Source organism: Novosphingobium album (ex Hu et al. 2023), from assembly GCF_022832385.1.
Classification (GTDB): domain Bacteria; phylum Pseudomonadota; class Alphaproteobacteria; order Sphingomonadales; family Sphingomonadaceae; genus Novosphingobium; species Novosphingobium album.
Genome location: NZ_JALHLE010000043.1, coordinates 32,411 through 49,376, shown reverse-complemented (window position 1 = coordinate 49,376; position 16,966 = coordinate 32,411). Strand labels below are relative to the sequence as shown.

Below are 16,966 nucleotides of genomic sequence, written 5' to 3'. Positions count from 1 at the left end.
GCGGAGGTGCCAAGGGGGTGAGGGTAGCAGATCTGCCGTGATACAAATTCCGGGATTTCGGGTAATTTCACATCGCCAGTCATGACAGTCCGCGCCGGCAGCAATGAACACGATAGCGAAGCGCAAACGGTTTTGCCCCCTTGAGCGTTCGCGACTTGGCGCTATCGTCATTTGGTGCAAACTACTTCGATCAACTTCGAGTTTTTGTCTAAGTCAGGCGACGATCGACTTCGGCGGCTTGCTACCCTTGCCGAACGCTACTTCCGCGACGATGCCCCGTCTGCGCTGGCGAAGTTGCGCACGTTCGCGGAATTGCTGGCGAAGGAAGTCGCAGCGGCGCACGGGGTTCTCCCGGCAGGCAGCCCCAGTTTTGACGACGTGCTGTTCTCGCTGCGTAGGCGCTCGGAGTTGCCCCGGCAGGTCGCGGACATGTTCTACCACCTCAAGCAGGCTGGCAACCGCGCCGTGCATGAAGAGGCTGGCACGGCCTCCGAGGCGCTGACGGCGCTGAAGTTCGCCCGAAGCCTCGCTGTGTGGTTCTACCAGACCTACCGCCACCAGCCGAATTTCAAGCCCGGCCCTTTCGTGCCGCCAGCGCCGCCCGTCGATATGACGGAGCACCTGGAGCGCGAGATGCAGGCGCTTCGTGATGAGGTGGCAGCGTCACGTGATGCAGAGGCGCAGGCAAGGCTTGCTGCGTCCGACGCGGAGGCTGCGAGGGCGTCAGCGGTGGACCTTGCCAGCCAGCGCGACGAGGAGCGGCAGTTCTGGGAACAGTACGCCGCCGAGACCGAAGCAAAGGCACGTGAGGCGGAAACCCAGATTGCGCAGTTGCAGGAGCAGGCAGCCGCCGCGCCGCAGCAGCAGCTTGACCTTCTCGCCTTTGCCGCTGCGACCGCCGCCGACAACATCGAACTTGACGAGGCCTCTACCCGTGTCCTCATCGACGAAGCTTTGCGGGCCTCGGGCTGGGAAGTGGATAGCGTGGTCCTTCGCCATGCCTCTGGTGCCCGCCCTGTCGTCGGGCGGAACATGGCAATTGCCGAGTGGCCGACCGAAACCGGGCCGGTGGATTATGCGTTGTTTGTGGATGGCCGCTGCATCGGCGTGGTTGAGGCCAAGAGGGGCTCTACTGACGTTCCAGGCAGGTTGTCACAGGCCAAGCGGTATGCGCGGGGCATCATCCTCAGTGAGGACGAGCAGCCCCTTGGTGGCCCATGGGCGCAGGGTGTGGACTTGTTCCGTGTGCCCTTCATGTTTGCGACCAATGGCCGCCCTTACGTCAAGCAGTTGGCCACCAAGTCCGGCATCTGGTTCTGGAACGCGCGTACCGGCGAAGCGCCGAAGGCACTGGCGGAATGGTTCTCGCCGCGCGACTTGGAAGAGCGCCTGCAACAGGAAGTCGGCGAACCTGCCAGCGTACAGGCAGATCGGGAATTGGGCGTCTCCGGGCTTCGGCCCTATCAGATCGACGCCATCGGGGCCGTAACGGATGCCATCGGGGCAGGGCAGCAGTCCATCCTCCTCTCAATGGCGACCGGCACCGGCAAGACGCGCCTAGCCATCGCGCTCATGTACGAGTTGCTGCGCGCCAAGCGGTTCCGTCGCATCCTTTTCCTCGTCGACCGCAACGCCTTGGGGCGACAGACCCTCGACGCGATGGCTACCACGGACACGCAGGGCTTCCTCAAATTCAGCGACGTGTTCAACGTGGCCGACCTGGCGACCAAGTTCCCCGAGGCTTCCACGCGCGTCCAGGTGGCGACGGTGCAGGCCATGGTACGCCGCCTGTTCGACGAGCCGGGGCCGGAACGCCCCACGCCCGGTACCTACGACCTCATCATCGTGGACGAGGCGCACAGGGGCTACACGCTGGATGCCGAGCTGCGCGAGGACGACCTCGCCTTCCGCACGCTTGATGACTACCTTTCCGCCTACCGCCGCGTGCTCGACTACTTCGATGCGACCACCATCGCGCTCACCGCCACGCCCGCTTTGCACACCCGCGAAATCTTCGGCCCACCGGTCTACTCCTACGGCTACCGCCAGGCCGTGATCGACGGGTACTTGATCGACCACCGCCCTCCGCGCCGCATCACCACCGCGCTCAGCCAGACCGGCATCAGCTTCGAGCAGGGCGAGGAAGTCACCATCATCGACCCCAAGACGGGGGAGGTGAACCTCTTCGACCTTGAGGACCAGGTCGACTTCGAGGTCGCCCAGTTCAACCGCAAGGTCTACACCGAGCCGTTCAACAAGGCGGTGGCCCAGGCCATTGCCGTCGAATGCCCGCCTCAGCAGCCCGGCAAGACGCTCCTGTTTGCCGCGCGGGATGACCATGCCGACATCCTCATAGAGGCGCTCAGGGAGGCTCTGGAGGAAGAATACGGCCCCCAGCCGCACGACATCGTGGCCAAGATCACTGGCAGCGTGGACAAGCCCCTGGATGCTATCAAGGCCTTCAAGAACGACCCGCGCCCCAAGTACGTCGTCACCGTCGACCTGCTCACCACAGGCATCGACGTGCCCGCGATCACCAACCTCGTCTTTGTCCGCCGCGTCAACAGCCGCATTCTCTACGACCAGATGATCGGGCGCGCCACGCGCCGCTGCGACGAGATCGGCAAGGCCTATTTCCGCATCTTCGACGCGGTCGACATCTACGCCAACCTTCAAGACTTCACCGACATGCATCCAGTCGTGGTGAAGCCTCAGCTATCCTTCACAGATTTGGTGCGTGATCTCGAACGGGCTCCCACTGAAACCGACAGGGCAGTCGTGCGTGACCAAATTGTTGTGAAGCTTCAGAATGCTATCAGGCGCCTAGGCGACGAGCAGCGGACAAAAATTGAAAACCATTTGGGATCGCTCGATGCACTGGTTGAAAAATTGAGGGCATCTGATCCCGAAGAGACCCTGTCGTTATTCCGCCAGTACCCTTCTCTCCCAAAGGCACTCTACAGCGCGAACGGCAGGGATGGGCGAGGCATTTTCGTCGCGCCTCACGAGGACGAACTGATCTCGGTCGAGGATGACTTCGGCGACAAGGCCTCGCCCGCCGACTACATCTCGGGCTTCGAGGCCTACGTGAAGGCCAATATGAACCTCGTGCCCGCCCTCATCGCCGCCACGCAGAAGCCGCGCGACCTGACGCGGGCCGAGCTGCGCGAGATCGCCCTCCTGCTCGATGCGCAGGGCTATTCCGAGGCCGCCCTGCGCCGCGCTTACGGCAGCGCGCGCAATGCCGACATCGCCGCCCACATCATCGGGTTTGTCCGCCAGGCCGCGCTGGGCGATCCGCTCGTGCCCTACGAGACCCGCGTCGAGAACGGCGTGCAGAAGATCCTCGCCAGCCGCGACTGGACGCCTGCACAGAAGCGCTGGCTGAGCCGCATCGGACGTGCCTTGAGGGAACAGCCCGTCGGCGATCCCGTCATGCTCGCCGATGGGGCCTTCGCCCAGAACGGCGGCTTCACCGAGATCGACAAGGAATTTGACCACAAGCTTTCAGAGGTGCTCATGGACCTCAACAGCGCCATCTGGGATAGCGGCCAGGCCGCTTAGGAGAGTACCCCTTGAACCCCGCTTCCGACCTCGTCACCAAGCTGTGGCGCCTGTGCACGCTGCTCCGCAAGGACGGCATCACCTACCAGCAGTACGTCACCGAGCTGACCTACCTGCTGTTCCTGAAAATGGCGTCCGAGCAGCACGACGAGGGCAAGATCCCCGAGGCCTACCGCTGGGGCGCGATCAAGGCCGCGAACGAAGCCGAGGTGCTTACCACCTACAAGAAGGCGCTGCTTGACCTTGGAGACCCTGAAAAGGTCGCTGACCGCTCCATCGTAGCCATCTTCCAGAACGCCACCACCGTCGTGCGCGAACCGGCCACGCTCACCCGCCTGATCGAGGCGATCGACGGCCTGCACTGGTTCACCGCCGAGCGCGATGCCTTCGGCGATGCCTACGAAGGCCTCCTCCAGAAGATGGCCGAGGAGACCAAGCGCGGGGCAGGGCAGTACTTCACCCCGCGCGTGCTGATCGAGGTCATGGTGGAACTGATGCAGCCACGCGCCGGCGAGGTGATCCAGGACCCGGCCTCGGGCACGGGCGGCTTCCTCATCGCGGCGGACCACGCCATGCGCGAGGCGACCGACGACTACTTCGAGCTGTCGCCCGCGCAGCAGAAGTTCCAGCTCGGCCAGGCCATCCGGGGCATCGAGAACGTGCCCGATACCTTCCGCCTGCTGCTGATGAACCTGCACCTCCACAAGATCGACCCGGACAACATGGTCCTGGGCGACAGCCTGTCCCCCAAGGGCAGTGCCCCGCAGTTCAAGAACGCCGACCTCATCCTTTCCAACCCGCCCTTCGGCCCCGCTGGCGGCCCGCCGACGCGCGATGACCTGACGATCACCTCGCGCGTCTCCTCCTTCCAGTTGCCCTTCGTGGAGCACATCGTGCGCGCCCTCAGGCTCGGTGGCCGCGCGGCGGTGGTCGTGCCCGACAACGTCCTGTTTGACGACGGGCGCGGCAAGGAGCTGCGCCAGCGCATCATGAGCTGGTGCAACCTCCACACCATCCTGCGCCTGCCCACCGGCATCTTCTATGCGCAAGGGGTCAAGACCAACGTCCTGTTCTTCACCCGCGCCGACGAGGAAGCCCCGACCGTGGACGCCACCGAGGCGGTCTGGATCTACGACATGCGTTCCGGCGCGCCTGCCTATGGCAAGACCAACCCCCTCAAACGTGCCGACTTTGCCGATTTTGTCGCCGCCTTCGGAGCCGACCCGCTGGGCCTCGCCTCGCGCACCGACACTGGCGAGGAAGGCCGGTTCCGCTGCTTCACCCGCGAGGCCATCGCGGCGCGCGGCGACAACCTCGACATCACCTGGCTCAAGGACACCAGCGACGAGGCCGAGGACGGCCTCGACACGCCCGAGGACATCGCGGCGGCCATCGAGGGGCATCTGATGGTGGCGTTGGAGGAGATTGGCGCGCTGGTCGGTGAGTTGGAAGTCGAATGATAAGCCAAGGAATTGAGGCGCTTCGAGAAAGCCAGCACCAACCAGTGATGGACGATCAAGAACGCGGCGTTTGGAGTTCCGTGACGCTACCTTTCAACTGGGGATGGTGCTCATTCGAAGAGTTTTTTGATGACATCACCGATGGCAAGCGAAAGCTTGCCGAAAAGCACTATGATCTGGACGGGCCGTTCAAGGTTATTGACCAAGGTCAAGCGCTTGTCGGTGGTTACACGAGCCGAGCAGAGTTGGTTCATACAACCGAACAAACGGTAGTGGTGTTCGGTGATCATACGCGTTGTGTGAAGCTGATCTCGCCACCCTTTGTACAAGGCGCTGATGGTGTGAAGGTCCTCGCTTCGGCCGGGGCAGCTGATATTCGGTACGCATATTATGCGCTCTTGGCGGTAGAAATTCCTGCCAAGGGGTACAGTCGGCACATGAAATTTGTGCGGCGAACTGTCTGGCCACTCCCCCCGCTGGCCGAACAGCGCCGCATCGTCGCGAAGCTGGACGCGCTGGCCGCCCGCCTCGCCCGCGCGCGGGCGGAACTGGATCGGGTGCCGGTCCTCGCGGAACGCCTGCGCCGTCAAGTCATGGCTCAAGTTTTTGGGCAGGAAGTGCAAGCTCATTGGCCCACTTTGGCATCCTTGGATCTGATGATCCACGCGGGCAAAAACCTCAAATGCGATGAGCGCCCTCCTTTGCCGGAGGAAAAGGGTGTGGTGAAGGTCAGCGCGGTCAGCAGCGAGATCTTCCGACCTCTCGAAAGTAAAACCTTGCCAGAGAGCTATTGCCCGCCTGAGCGCGACCGCATCGTCGCGGGGGACTTGCTTCTGGCACGTGCGAGCGGGTCGTTGAGCTTGGTTGGCCGCGTGTCCCTAGTGCAGGAGGAACCTCGCAACCTTTACCTGAGCGACAAGGTACTCAGGTTGCGCGTTCGCGATGGTTTTCAGGAGTGGGCCTTCGCCTTCTTGCGGTCACCGATTGGCAGGGCGCAGGTCGAGGATGCTGCAAGCGGTATTTCGATGCATAACATCACGCAGGGGAACCTTGCCTCGCTGCGCTTGCCATTGCCACCTGACGATGAGCGACAAGCTGGGCTTGCGTTGATAAATTCAGCCTTCGCCCACGCCGACCGAATGGAAGCCGAAGCCGCCCGCGCCCGCGCGCTGATCGACCGGCTGGAGGCCGCGCTGCTCGCCAAGGCGTTCCGGGGCGAACTGGTCCCTCAGGACCCCGCCGACGAACCCGCCAGCACCCTCCTCGCCCGCATCCGCACCCAGCGCGCCGCCACCCCCAAACCCAAACGTGGCCGCAAGCCGAAGGAAGCCGCAGCATGACCGAACCCACTGCCGATGTGTGTCTGTTGACCCCGGTGCCGCTGGTGCATCTCCAGTCCGGCGCCACCATGCCGACGGTCGAAGACTTGGTCGTCTTCGGAACAGATGCCTGGCAGGTGTTGCGGGAACTTCAGCAAGAGATCGACCCTGAACACCCTGCCGATGTCCTCTTCTATGCTTCCGAAGACCCTGCGCCGGGCAGTCCCAAAGCAACTTATCGCGCACGCTTCGTCGAGTACCGGGAAGCGAAGGGCGGTAAGCCGGGAAAGGATTGGAAACCCTACCGACCTCCCAGCACCGAGAACGACGGGGCTTTTGCGGGCTTTTATGCGGTCCGTGGCCTGCATCGGCTCTCAAGCCCCGTTGAAATCGGCAAGCTACCCAAGCGGGGAGGAAAAGGAGCGTTGGCCCATGGCTTTGTTCCAAAGGGGCCACTGATCATCGACACCCCATTCCCCTTGGCTGGCGAGGAGCCGGGAGGATGATGGGTGCCTAGGCCTACCCCAGTGCAACCCGTTGCACCGGCAGCACTGCCGCTTTCCTACCAGTCCATCATCGACCTGGCCGGTAAGGTGTCCGGCACCCGACATGGGATGAATTGCGGGCCTGGGTGAATGCCAAGGTCACCACGGTCACTTCAAACAAGCAGAAAGTGAGCAGATCATGACCGGTCGCGTCTACATCGCCAACTTCGGGGAGGGCAATGCGCTCTGGCCGGTGGCCAAGGCGCACAATACCGTCATCACCATCGACAACGTCAGCGTGCACGGGTTTTGGCAGGCGGGAGACCGTGACGGCTTCATCGAAGCCGCGCAGGCTCAAGCCCTGACCGCGTTGGGTAAGCCACCCAGCAAGCAGACGGCAGGGCGTTGGTACAATCTGGTCTCGGAGATGCGCGACACCGAGGACGATATCTGGATCAGCCGCCAGGGAAATGACCTCTGGTGGTCGGTCACGATGCCCGGTGACTTGCGCGAGGAGATCAGACCCTCGACGAACTCCAAGCGGGACGGGCCTGAAATTTGGCACATCGAAAAGCCGTGCCAGCCATGGTCGAACAAGGACCGGGAAGGGCGTCCGTTGCTTTGGGATGCGCTCCATCCGAAGGCCCGCGACTTCCTCTCCACGGAGGCCACATTCCAGACCATCGCGAATGATCGCGGTTATGCCGACTATGCCATGGCGCTCGTGAACGGGGACCCGCTGGACTTCTGGCATGACCTGCCCCTGTTCAAGGACAAGGCCGCCACGGCGAAGAAGCAAGGCGCAAAGACCTATTCGCCGCGAGAGCGAGCTGCCTTCCGCATGATCGACATGCTGTTCCAGACAGTGGCGCAGGCCAACGGGCAGGTTGTCGAGCGCCGCGTGAAGGAAAAGGTCACCTCCCTCGACCGTATGGAATGGGAACGCCTCTTGCGGGTGAAGATGGGTGAGCAGGAAGACCGCTGCGCCCTGACTGGCTTGCCGCTCGGCTATGACGGTGAAACCGACGACAAGGAGATGTTCGCGTCACTCGACCGCATCGACAGCAGCGGTCACTACACGCCCGACAACGTCCAGATCGTGTGCCGCTTCATGAACCGCTGGAAGGGCGCGGATGATGACATGCTGGTGCGGAGGCTGATCGGTGCGCTGCGGGAACCGGTCGGTGAGAGTGTTGATGCGTGAGACTTGAAAAGGTTGCACTCGCAATGCTGCGGCGGGGTGTCTTCAGGTCATGTGCGAGTGTCAACAGGTTCATTGCCCCTTGCATGGGCGGTGGCGACCGTCCGTTCGTGGGGTGGTTTCCCGGCATATCGCCACTTGCGAGGGTGCCTAGCGTGTCACTGACCGTCGCTGACGTCAGCCTTGGCCTAGTTCGTGTCTGACATTGGCAATCTGTCCTTTGATATCATGACCGATCGCGTTGAGACCTCCAAAATCAGCACTTTCTGGGTATAGTCCGGCTAGCTTCGCCTGTTGGTCAAGCTCGGGATCAACCTCCAATTGCGCTATTGCGTCCTCGACCTTCATCATGCGGGCTGTAGTGGGCTTGATGCTGTCCTTAAAGCGGTGGACCCTGTTTATGGCCTCGATGAGCCGCCCAACTTGTTCCTTCGCAGTCCGTCCGTACCTTTCCAGCAGTGCTGCCTGATTGGCGACCTGAAACGGGATGCATTCCTGATCGACTTCATCGAGAAGCGTCGTGAGCAAATTGGCTTGCTGCCGCAGTTCGCGGGTGCGCTCGCGATCCAAGACATAGATGCTGCCTGCAACTGTCAGACCTGCACCAATTAGCGCACCCAGAAAACCTATCCAGTCGGCAGGGGTGGGCTTCAGTGTCGATCCGATGAGGACACCTGCACCGAATACAGCAACAGCCCCTGTCACTTCCAAAACTGACTGGGGGAGGGGTGTCTGCCAAAGATTTCGCGCCATGTTTTTTGCCTGTCATAAGGGTGGTCGTGGCCATCGCATTTGGCGGTGAGGCGATCAAGGCGACCTCAGAACTTGCGACTTTTGAAGCACCAAAGGTGCTCCGCGAACCGTACTGCGTATTTTCAGGTGCCGATGGGTGGACTGAGTGCCTCGCCACAGAAAAAGGTCAAAGTTGGCCTATTCGACCAAGAGTTTGGCAATGAGGGGAATATCCCGGCAAAGAACATCCATAACTTCGGCTTTACCGGTCATGCTGCCAGCTTTCCTCATCGCAACCGGCTCGTGGCCCGTTTCCAAATCCTCTCGTCCGGCCATGGGAGCTCGAAATCGCCCTTTGCCCATGGCACCGCTTCGACCGCCATTGGCCTAACCTTGCGCAGCATCTGCGAGGCGCATCTCCGGCACCAGAACCGGAGAGCAGCCTTGTTCAGACTGTCATCCCAACCCCTCCGCTCGAAATGCCACCACAGGCCATGGGCCTCGAAACGGCTCGCGTGACCACACCCGCAGACGACACGAACCGATCGGTGAAACGTCGCTGCCTCAAGGATACACGTTGGCTCTATCAGCCCTTCGGCTGACCAGCGCATTTCAACACCTCACAGATCCAAGAAAACCAGCGTGCATCGAGCTAGTGCTGTGCGACTCGCTCTATTTGTTCTTTTTACGTTCTCATCGCGTTGCCAGTCAACTGGCGGGCGCCCGCCAGTTGACTGGCCTATCTGAGCCGCGAATGATGCCAACATGTGCAATCTCTACAAATTGACCGCTCCGGCCCAGGCGATCGCGCGCATGTTTGATGTGGAGGCTGCCGACCGGGCCAACGTTGGTGAGGAAGTGTACCCGGGATATCCTGGCATGGTCATCGCAGAAGGCACTTGCCGGACCATGTCATGGGGTTTTCCGCTGGTCCCCAAGAGCAAGAAGACCGGGCAGCCGCTCAGGCCCAAGTCGGTGAACAATGCGCGCGAGGACAAGCTGCACACCTCGTTCTGGCGTGACAGCTTCGCGAAGAGGCGTTGCCTGATCCCGGTGTCCGCATGGGCGGAGGCCGAAGGTGCAAAGGGCAGAATGACCCGCACCTGGTACTCATTGCCTAGCGAGGATCTATTCGCCGTCGCTGGCATTTGGCGTCCGACTGACGAATGGGGTGACGCCTATTCCATGGTCATGGTCGACGGCTGCGAGCAGATGTCCGACGTCCATGATCGTATGCCGACAATCCTGCGCCGTGATGACTGGGCTCGCTGGACTGAGGGGGCGCCAGAAGAGGCCTTTGCGCTGTGCCGGATCTGGAACGGGCCTCTGGCTGTCGACCGGACGGCCGAAGGGTGGCGGCGTTAGGTCGGTCCGCCTGCCTCAGCGCCATTCGTGTGCCAGTCCTCGGGAAATAAGAAAGGCGCCGGCATCCTGGCCATTGACTGAGAGCCTTGCCAGCGTGCGGCCATAGCGGTCTGTTCCGCTGCGGGATACCCGAACCGGGCCCCGCCGCAGAAACGCATTGAGCGCATCGATGTTCTCGATGCGGATCTTCTCCGTGCCGCAGCGGATCGTGTCGCCATCGTGGACGTGCATGAACGGGCAGTCGGACTGGGCGATGCGGTCCAGCCCGGACGCCGCGGAGAGCGCCTCCCAGTGCGTGGCGACCATGCCGCCGGCGAATACCGCAAGGAACACCATCATGCCCAGGCGCACGGTCTGCCATGCGCGGGCCCGCCGGATACTGGCCGCGTATCGCTGGCCGGGCGTGACCAGTGTCGGCGGAAGGGCTTTCGTGAGGTCATTGAGTGCTGCCAGCATGGACAATGATGAGACGCGCGGCCCTGGCGAGACCACATGCGGCGCCAGACTTGCGGGCCGGGCCTCTCCCTGCCACCGGCACGGGATTTACCAGTTTCAGGACGTGCTCTCAATGCCGACAGTCATTGAGCCTCTAACGCAATTCGGAGTGCTGCTGCGCTGGCTTCACCGCCAATGGCGCCAGCAGTGCCCGGCCGATCGCGTCGATCAGGCCGACCTGCAGGTCCAGATACATCAGACCGATCAGAACCAAGCCGAGAATGGGGCGGGCATCCATCGCGCCATTTTACGCGCTGCGGCTAAGCAATTGAATGAAAATGCTGCAATATGGCCGGGTTTTACAGCGCGAATGGCTGATTTCCGGGATGTGTGGGTAGCTTGGACGGCTGGAGTTGGATTGGCTGCACGCATTGCGATATCAGCCAATCCAACATCCAGTTACTTCTTGCGCGGGTTGTTCCCGCGCGTTTGGTCCTGGCTCAAGGCAGACGCTGCCAACGTATTGATTTGCGCCTTGGTGGGCTTCACGCGCCCTGCCAGAACATTGGAAGCCAGGGATGAAACCCGTGAGGAGGTTTCGCGACTGGGCTTGGACATTTTAAATGCTCCATGGTTGGCATCATTATCGTTTCATGATGCCTTCGAGGCAGCTGTTAAGCTGCCTTACGGTCTGACCATGTGTCGCCCTCGTGCCAGAAATCCAGACCTTCAAGTGGTGTCTCATCCATTTCCTCAAGATCCTTGAGAAGATCGAGGAATTCATTGTCTTCCATTGTAGAAACCAGGAAAATTACTCGCAACAGGCGGTCGGCCGGTCCGGGTATTGCGGAGGCACCCTTTTCCCAGCGTGCTACCTGTTGGCTGCTTTGGCCCATTAGGCCGGCCAAGTCTGATTGTGTAAGTTCCATCGTTTTGCGCAGAAATCGGATTTCTGCGGGCGCTAACTCCTTCTTCTTGCACACCAATTGCGTCCCAATCGCCTGATGTAATGCAAGAGTGTCGCAAATTGCGACGTACTGCTCACCCTCAAATTCCTCAATACGGTACCCGTTATGAAGGAAGATGCCGGGCAGCCCGCACTCTTTGTATTCGTACGGGACAGCGGATAAATCCTCACCGTCACGCACGAAATGCTCAGCCACGTCGATCATAGATCTTCCCATTCAACTGTCTTGACGAACAGCCTGCGCCGTTCAATCAAGATTGTTACAACTCCTATCTCTCTACTTCCCTTTAATCTTGCGACCATTTTCACCTTATATTCGCCCGGCTTCTTGCCAACTTCGATCGGTCCATCAGCATGGCCCTTTCGAAGAACCCGAAGAGCTTCGAGGCGAGAAATTCCCCTCTCCTCCATGCGCTCTCGCGCGTGAGGGCCGAAGAAGACGCGTTCGTCGTTCTCGGCCAAGAGGCGAATTTCAGCTTCGAGTTCAGCGGTCTTAGGACGGAAGGAAACAACCTTCCGCTTGGCTTTCTCTGTCATGCACCTATCAATATGATAGGTAGATGCAAGAAGTCAACAACTCGTAAATGGATTAGTTCCAATGGTGAGCATGGCATCGCCATGGCGCTCGGGACCTGACCGTGATCTTCCGCACTACCCGTTTGGAGTCCATGGACTTCCGTGGGCAAGTTTCATGCTGATTTTGCGGAAGATCGCAGATTGCTGCGGCGCGGGTCTGGATTTGCAGTCCGATCCGTGCAGCTACAACTTCATTTTCCGCGACAGTCATAAACTATTGAAAAGAAACGAGTCGAAAATCGCCCGTTTTCCATCACAGCGCCCGGAAAAACTGAATTGCGTAGAGCTTGGGAAGCTTCTGCTCTGCCATTGAGCTACACCCGCAAACCGGCAGGAAACCGAAGTTTCGCTCGCTGGCTGCTCATGCGGACTACTGACTGCTCCGCAAGCGCAGCGCGATTGCCACAATCATCGGGCTTCGGTCAACCTAACTTCGCATGCTGCCGGATCATGGCCGGCAATCGCCGCGAGGTAGATTCTGGCGATCCCTTCGCTTGCCCGGTCCCAGGAGAAGGACTGGCTGCGGGCAGTGGCATTGAACGCGTGGGCTTTCCGCAACAGGGGATCCGCAAGATAGCGGAGCAGCGCCCCTGCGTAGCCGTCAATATCGCCGGGGGGGACGAGGGCGCCGGTCAGTCCGTCGATCACGATGTTGCTGTTGCCGGTTGCATCGGCGGCGATCACGGGAAGTCCGCAGGCCATGGCTTCGAGCGAGACGTTGCCGAAAGCCTCGGTCGAGGACGGATTGAGCAGGATGTCTGCGCTTGCGATCGCACGGGCCAGGTCCGGGCCATGCTGGTAGCCAGCGAAAACGGCATCGCCCAGCGCCTGCCGGAATTGGGCGCGGGCCGGGCCGTCCCCAATGACGAGCACACCGAATTCCGCGTTTTCGCGGCGCAGCCGGGCAATTGCCGCAGCGAAATCGTCAAGGCCCTTTTCCAGCACCAGCCGCCCGAGAAAGGCGACGACCGGCTGATCGTCGGCAAAACCCTGTTGGCGCCGCCAGGTCATGTCCCGCCTGTCGGGGTGGAAAACCTCCGGGTCGACGCCGCGCGTCCAGATCCCGACCTGGCTGTGCATGCCTTGCGCTTCCATGGTCCGGGCGGCGGATTCGCAAGGGGCCACCACCTGATCGCAGGCCTGATAGAACTGGCGCAACACGGCCAGAAGCGGGCGCTCGAAGAGGCCCATCCTGTAGTAGCGCGGATAGGTCTCAAAGCGTGTGTGCATCGCGCCCACTGCCGGTACGCCCATGTGGCGGGCCAGTTTCAGGGCGCTTTTGCCGTGGAGCAGCGGCAGGGAAATATGGAAGAGGTTGGGCGCGAACGCGGCGATGTCGTCGCGGGTCGTCCGGGGCAGCCGCCAGGCCATCCGGTATTCTTTGCGGCCGAACGGGAGCGGGGTGGAGGGAATGCTCACCAGATCCCCGGCAGGTTCAAAAGCGGGAGTGTCACAGGTGGGCGAATAGACCCGCACCTGCGCGCCGTGCTCGAGCAGAAAGCGCACGAGCATGTTCTGGGCACGGTTGGCGCCGTCCCGCACACAGTTGTAGTTTCCGCTGATGAAGGCAATCCGGAGCGCGGACAGCCCGGACTCGGCCGTGAACGCGACGGAATTGGGAATTGCGGGCACTGCGTTCATGGTAGGGTGGGCTCGGCGGCGTTTGCGTCTGTTGCTGAGCCGTCCTTAGCAGGAAGCGGGGGAAGTTCGTAGTAGGGCGGATCGTAGATGCTCTTGCGCTTGCCCTTGAGCACGTCGATTTCGGCCCGGCGGCGGGCGAGGTATTCCTCACGCTGAACGTAATAGGGATCCGCGGCGCCGTGAATTCGCGCGAGTTTTTCGTCGTCCTGCTCGCGTTCGTCGAGCGCGCTCAGGATGCCCTTGCCCAGTGCGACTTTGGGGTCGGAAAACGGCTTGGGGGCGATCGTCGGCAGGATCAGCAGGTCGAACGGCCGCGCAATGAGGTCGCGCACAGTGGTCGATCCGATCACCGGCAGGAACAGGTACGGTCCCGGTCCGACGCCGTAGTAGCCGAGCGTGTCGGCTAGGCCGTTCGAGCGTCGCGGCAGGTTGAAGGGCTTTTTCTTGGCGACGTCGAACAGTCCGCCCACGCCAAGCGTGGTGTTGATCGCGAAACGGCCGAGTGTCTCGATGGCCTTGCCCGGCTTGAGCTGGAGCAGGAAGTTGAGAAAGACGATCGGCTCGTCGAGATTGTTGAGGGCATTGTGCACCCCGTCGCGAACGGGCTCGGGGATGGTGACCTTGTAGGTATGGGCGATCGGGCCGACCACGGCGGAATCGACCGCCTGCACGGCTTGGAACGATACCGCATTGAACTGTTCGACCGGGTCGGCAGGTGACGGCGGATGCCCGGTGACGACGATTGCCGGGGCCTGAGACTCATTGGCGGCAGAGGCGGAGTCGGCCTCGGAAGCTGATGGGGCAGGCTCGGCCGCATTGTCCGGGTTGGCCGTGGCGGACGCAGGTGCGGTCGCTGGCAAGTCGTCGAGGGCCGCAGGCGCCGCCGCGACCATAAGGGGGGCAATACATAACGCTAACGACAAAAACGGTCCCCTGACAGGTCAATCGCGGAAGTTTCCTGCGCGCACCGGGGCGCACCGCCCGTAAGACGCTGGAACAGGAGTCTATCCGCAGTTGCCGGGCAAAAATCAACCGGCAGAAATGACATGTGGCCTGACAGGCGCACGTTTCAGCGTTTGGTTTCCGGGCCGACGCTGAAGCAGGCGCCTTTGCCGGTAGGCACAAGGGTGATTTCCAGATGGTGGCGTTCGGCAATGGCCCGGCACAGGGCGAGGCCGAGTCCGGCCCCATCGGAACCGGCGGCTCGTTCGCCCTTGCTGAACTTTTCAAAAATCGTGTCGCGCTGCTCTTCGGGAATGCCGGGGCCGTCGTCGCTGACGACCAGCTTCGGGCCCTTGCGCAGCACGAGCCATACGGTGCCTCCTTCGGGTACGAACTTGAAGGCATTGTCGAGCAGGTTGGTGATCAGCCGCGTGAGCGCCATCTCCTCACCCTCGACGATGACGCCCGGCTCGATGTCGAGCTTGAGCATGCGTCCTGATTCTTCGGCGCTGTCGGCATAAAGTTCGCCCAGCCGGGCGGCGATGAGGCTCAGGTCGACAGGGGCAAGGCCGTGGCGGTCGCCACGCCGGGCTTCGCTCGCGGCGATGTCCAGCAGCGATTCGAGCATGCGGATGATCCCGCGGATCTCGGTGCGGGCATCGGCAATGCGCGCGGCCGTTTCGGGATCGGGGGTTGCGGCCAGCGCTTTGACCAGCCGGTTGTCGAGATGCATCAGCGGGGTGCGCATTTCGTGTGCCACATGGTCGGTCGTCTCGCGATGGGCACCGGCCAGCCGTTTGAGCCGTACGAGCGCATTGCCCGAGTGAATCGTCAATTCGTCGATCTCGTCGCGGCCTTCAGCGTCGAGAAAAAGGTCCTCCAAAGCTGAATTGTCCGGCTGGCGAAAGGCTGCGTTGATTCTTTCGATGCGGCCTGCGAGCCGTCGGGCGGCCATCCAGCCGCCAAGTGCCACGGCCAGAACGGCCAGAATGCCGCCGCTGAGGAAAGCCAGCGCGACCTGACGCAGCAACACGTCGAGATCGTGATGCTCATGGGCAACCATAAGCCGCAGCCCCGGGCTCAGCTCGGTCGTGCGGGCGTATGCGTTGCTGCCGCTGTCCAGCCGGATTTGCCTGACACTGCCGTTTTCCGGCCGCTGTTTCGGCCAGCCTTCGATGTCGCCGGCGATGCGTTCGTCGTGCGCATCGACAAGGAGATAGTGTGCCGTGTTGCCATTGCGCGGCTGCACGGCCAGGCGGTCGCTGATGCGCTTGGTCAGCTCTTCCGCGCCGCCGCTGGCGAAGATGTCCACCATGCCCGCCAGATCAAGATCGATAGCCCGTTCCAGAGCCTGCTGGTTGGTCCTCTGGATCGTGCTGTCAGTGAGCAGCCAGAGGCCGAATGTGATCTCCGCAGCGGTGAAGATCGCCCAGAGTACGATCTGGGCGAAGATCGAATGACGAATTGCGACGAGGTGGATCACCGACCGTCCAGCAGCCGGTAGCCTGACCCCCAGATCGTTTCGAGTGCAGGACTGTCGAAACCGTCCTCAAGCTTGCGGCGCAGACGACCAATGTTGACATCGACGACGTTGGTCTGCGGGTCGAAGTTCATCTTCCACACATCGCGCAGCAGCATCTCGCGAGTCAGTACTTCCCCGGCGTTCGCCATGAAATACCGGAACAGGTCGAATTCCTTTGGGCTCAGGGCAAGATGCCGGTTGTCGCGAAAGGCCGTGCGGGCCTTCACGTGGCACTCGAACGCGCCGTAGAGGATGACGGCGCTGTGTTCGCGGCCCGAACCGCGACGATGGAGTGCGCGCAGGCGCGCGAGCAGTTCCTCGGCCTCGAAAGGCTTTGCGAGGTAATCGTCGGCACCCGCATCGAGTCCCTCGGCGCGATCGGAGGTCCGGCCCAGCGCCGAGAGCATCAGCACAGGCGTGCCGACTCCGCTTTCCCGCAGCCGGGCCAGAAGCGTGACGCCGTCGAGATCCGGCAGCATGCGGTCGAGAATGATCACATCAAAGTGCCCGGCGCCTGCCATCCGCAAGCCGTCGGTTCCGGTCGGTGCCCAGGTTACCGTATTGCCGGATCCCGCGATGAGTTCCTCAACCTGCGAGGCAGCGCGCGCATCGTCCTCGATATAGAGGATATTGAGCCCGCTCATTCCGCTATCGTCCCCATTGGTATCGCCCAACGTGCCCTTAGCGCACGCTTCATCTGAATTCCATGACCGGTAGGATGCCCCGCCCGCGATGGCAATGGACGAGCCGCTGCACA

15 protein-coding genes are annotated in these 16,966 nt (G+C 61.8%); 6 read left to right on the top strand and 9 right to left on the bottom strand.

Features of this window, described 5'->3' with window-relative positions; all coding sequences use genetic code 11:
• Window positions 1-174 precede the first annotated feature (174 nt).
• From hsdR to MTR64_RS19740, 5 genes are all read left to right on the top strand, one after another.
• Window positions 175-3,564 carry a type I restriction-modification system endonuclease gene (gene hsdR / locus MTR64_RS19760; protein ID WP_243996261.1) on the top strand — a complete coding sequence of 1,130 codons (3,390 nt, stop codon included), beginning with the start codon at window positions 175-177 and terminating at the stop codon, window positions 3,562-3,564.
• Window positions 3,565-3,575: 11 nt separating this feature from the next.
• Window positions 3,576-5,024: an N-6 DNA methylase gene (locus MTR64_RS19755; RefSeq protein WP_243996260.1), complete on the top strand. Its 1,449-nt coding sequence runs from the start codon at window positions 3,576-3,578 to the stop codon at window positions 5,022-5,024.
• Between the two features lie 47 nt (window positions 5,025-5,071).
• On the top strand, window positions 5,072-6,364 hold the full coding sequence (locus tag MTR64_RS19750) for a hypothetical protein (RefSeq protein ID WP_243996259.1): 1,293 nt from the start codon (window positions 5,072-5,074) through the stop codon (window positions 6,362-6,364).
• Window positions 6,361-6,849, top strand: coding sequence for a hypothetical protein (locus MTR64_RS19745; RefSeq protein WP_243996258.1), 489 nt, complete (start codon window positions 6,361-6,363; stop codon window positions 6,847-6,849). The genes MTR64_RS19750 and MTR64_RS19745 overlap by 4 nt, the downstream gene beginning before the upstream one ends.
• Before the next feature lie 178 nt (window positions 6,850-7,027).
• On the top strand, window positions 7,028-8,032 hold the full coding sequence (locus MTR64_RS19740; RefSeq protein WP_243996257.1) for a hypothetical protein: 1,005 nt from the start codon (window positions 7,028-7,030) through the stop codon (window positions 8,030-8,032).
• 174 nt (window positions 8,033-8,206) lie between these two features.
• Here MTR64_RS19740 and MTR64_RS19735 read toward each other — a convergent pair whose 3' ends face one another.
• A complete protein-coding gene (locus MTR64_RS19735; protein WP_243996256.1) occupies window positions 8,207-8,782 on the bottom strand; it encodes a hypothetical protein in 576 nt (191 codons plus the stop codon).
• A 744-nt stretch (window positions 8,783-9,526) separates the two neighbouring features.
• Between MTR64_RS19735 and MTR64_RS19730 the strand changes: the two genes are divergently transcribed.
• Window positions 9,527-10,126, top strand: a complete 600-nt coding sequence (locus MTR64_RS19730; RefSeq protein ID WP_243996255.1) for an SOS response-associated peptidase — start codon at window positions 9,527-9,529, stop codon at window positions 10,124-10,126.
• A 15-nt stretch (window positions 10,127-10,141) separates the two neighbouring features.
• Here MTR64_RS19730 and MTR64_RS21590 read toward each other — a convergent pair whose 3' ends face one another.
• From MTR64_RS21590 to MTR64_RS19690, 8 genes are all read right to left on the bottom strand, one after another.
• Window positions 10,142-10,582, bottom strand: a complete 441-nt coding sequence (locus MTR64_RS21590) for a thermonuclease family protein (protein ID WP_419144971.1) — start codon at window positions 10,580-10,582, stop codon at window positions 10,142-10,144.
• 133 nt (window positions 10,583-10,715) lie between these two features.
• Entirely contained in the window at window positions 10,716-10,859 is a 144-nt protein-coding gene (locus MTR64_RS19720; protein WP_243996254.1) for a hypothetical protein, read from the bottom strand.
• 376 nt (window positions 10,860-11,235) lie between these two features.
• A complete protein-coding gene (locus tag MTR64_RS19715) occupies window positions 11,236-11,733 on the bottom strand; it encodes a helix-turn-helix domain-containing protein (protein WP_243996253.1) in 498 nt (165 codons plus the stop codon).
• Entirely contained in the window at window positions 11,730-12,065 is a 336-nt protein-coding gene (locus tag MTR64_RS19710; RefSeq protein WP_243996252.1) for a DUF4258 domain-containing protein, read from the bottom strand. Before MTR64_RS19710 ends, MTR64_RS19715 begins: the two co-directional genes overlap by 4 nt.
• A 447-nt stretch (window positions 12,066-12,512) precedes the next feature.
• Window positions 12,513-13,745 carry a glycosyltransferase family 4 protein gene (locus MTR64_RS19705; RefSeq protein ID WP_243996251.1) on the bottom strand — a complete coding sequence of 411 codons (1,233 nt, stop codon included), beginning with the start codon at window positions 13,743-13,745 and terminating at the stop codon, window positions 12,513-12,515.
• A complete protein-coding gene (locus MTR64_RS19700) occupies window positions 13,742-14,638 on the bottom strand; it encodes a VacJ family lipoprotein (protein ID WP_243996250.1) in 897 nt (298 codons plus the stop codon). The genes MTR64_RS19705 and MTR64_RS19700 overlap by 4 nt, the downstream gene beginning before the upstream one ends.
• A 176-nt stretch (window positions 14,639-14,814) precedes the next feature.
• Window positions 14,815-16,170: a sensor histidine kinase gene (locus MTR64_RS19695; RefSeq protein ID WP_243996249.1), complete on the bottom strand. Its 1,356-nt coding sequence runs from the start codon at window positions 16,168-16,170 to the stop codon at window positions 14,815-14,817.
• Window positions 16,167-16,853: a response regulator transcription factor gene (locus MTR64_RS19690; RefSeq protein WP_243996248.1), complete on the bottom strand. Its 687-nt coding sequence runs from the start codon at window positions 16,851-16,853 to the stop codon at window positions 16,167-16,169. The genes MTR64_RS19695 and MTR64_RS19690 overlap by 4 nt, the downstream gene beginning before the upstream one ends.
• Window positions 16,854-16,966 lie beyond the last annotated feature (113 nt).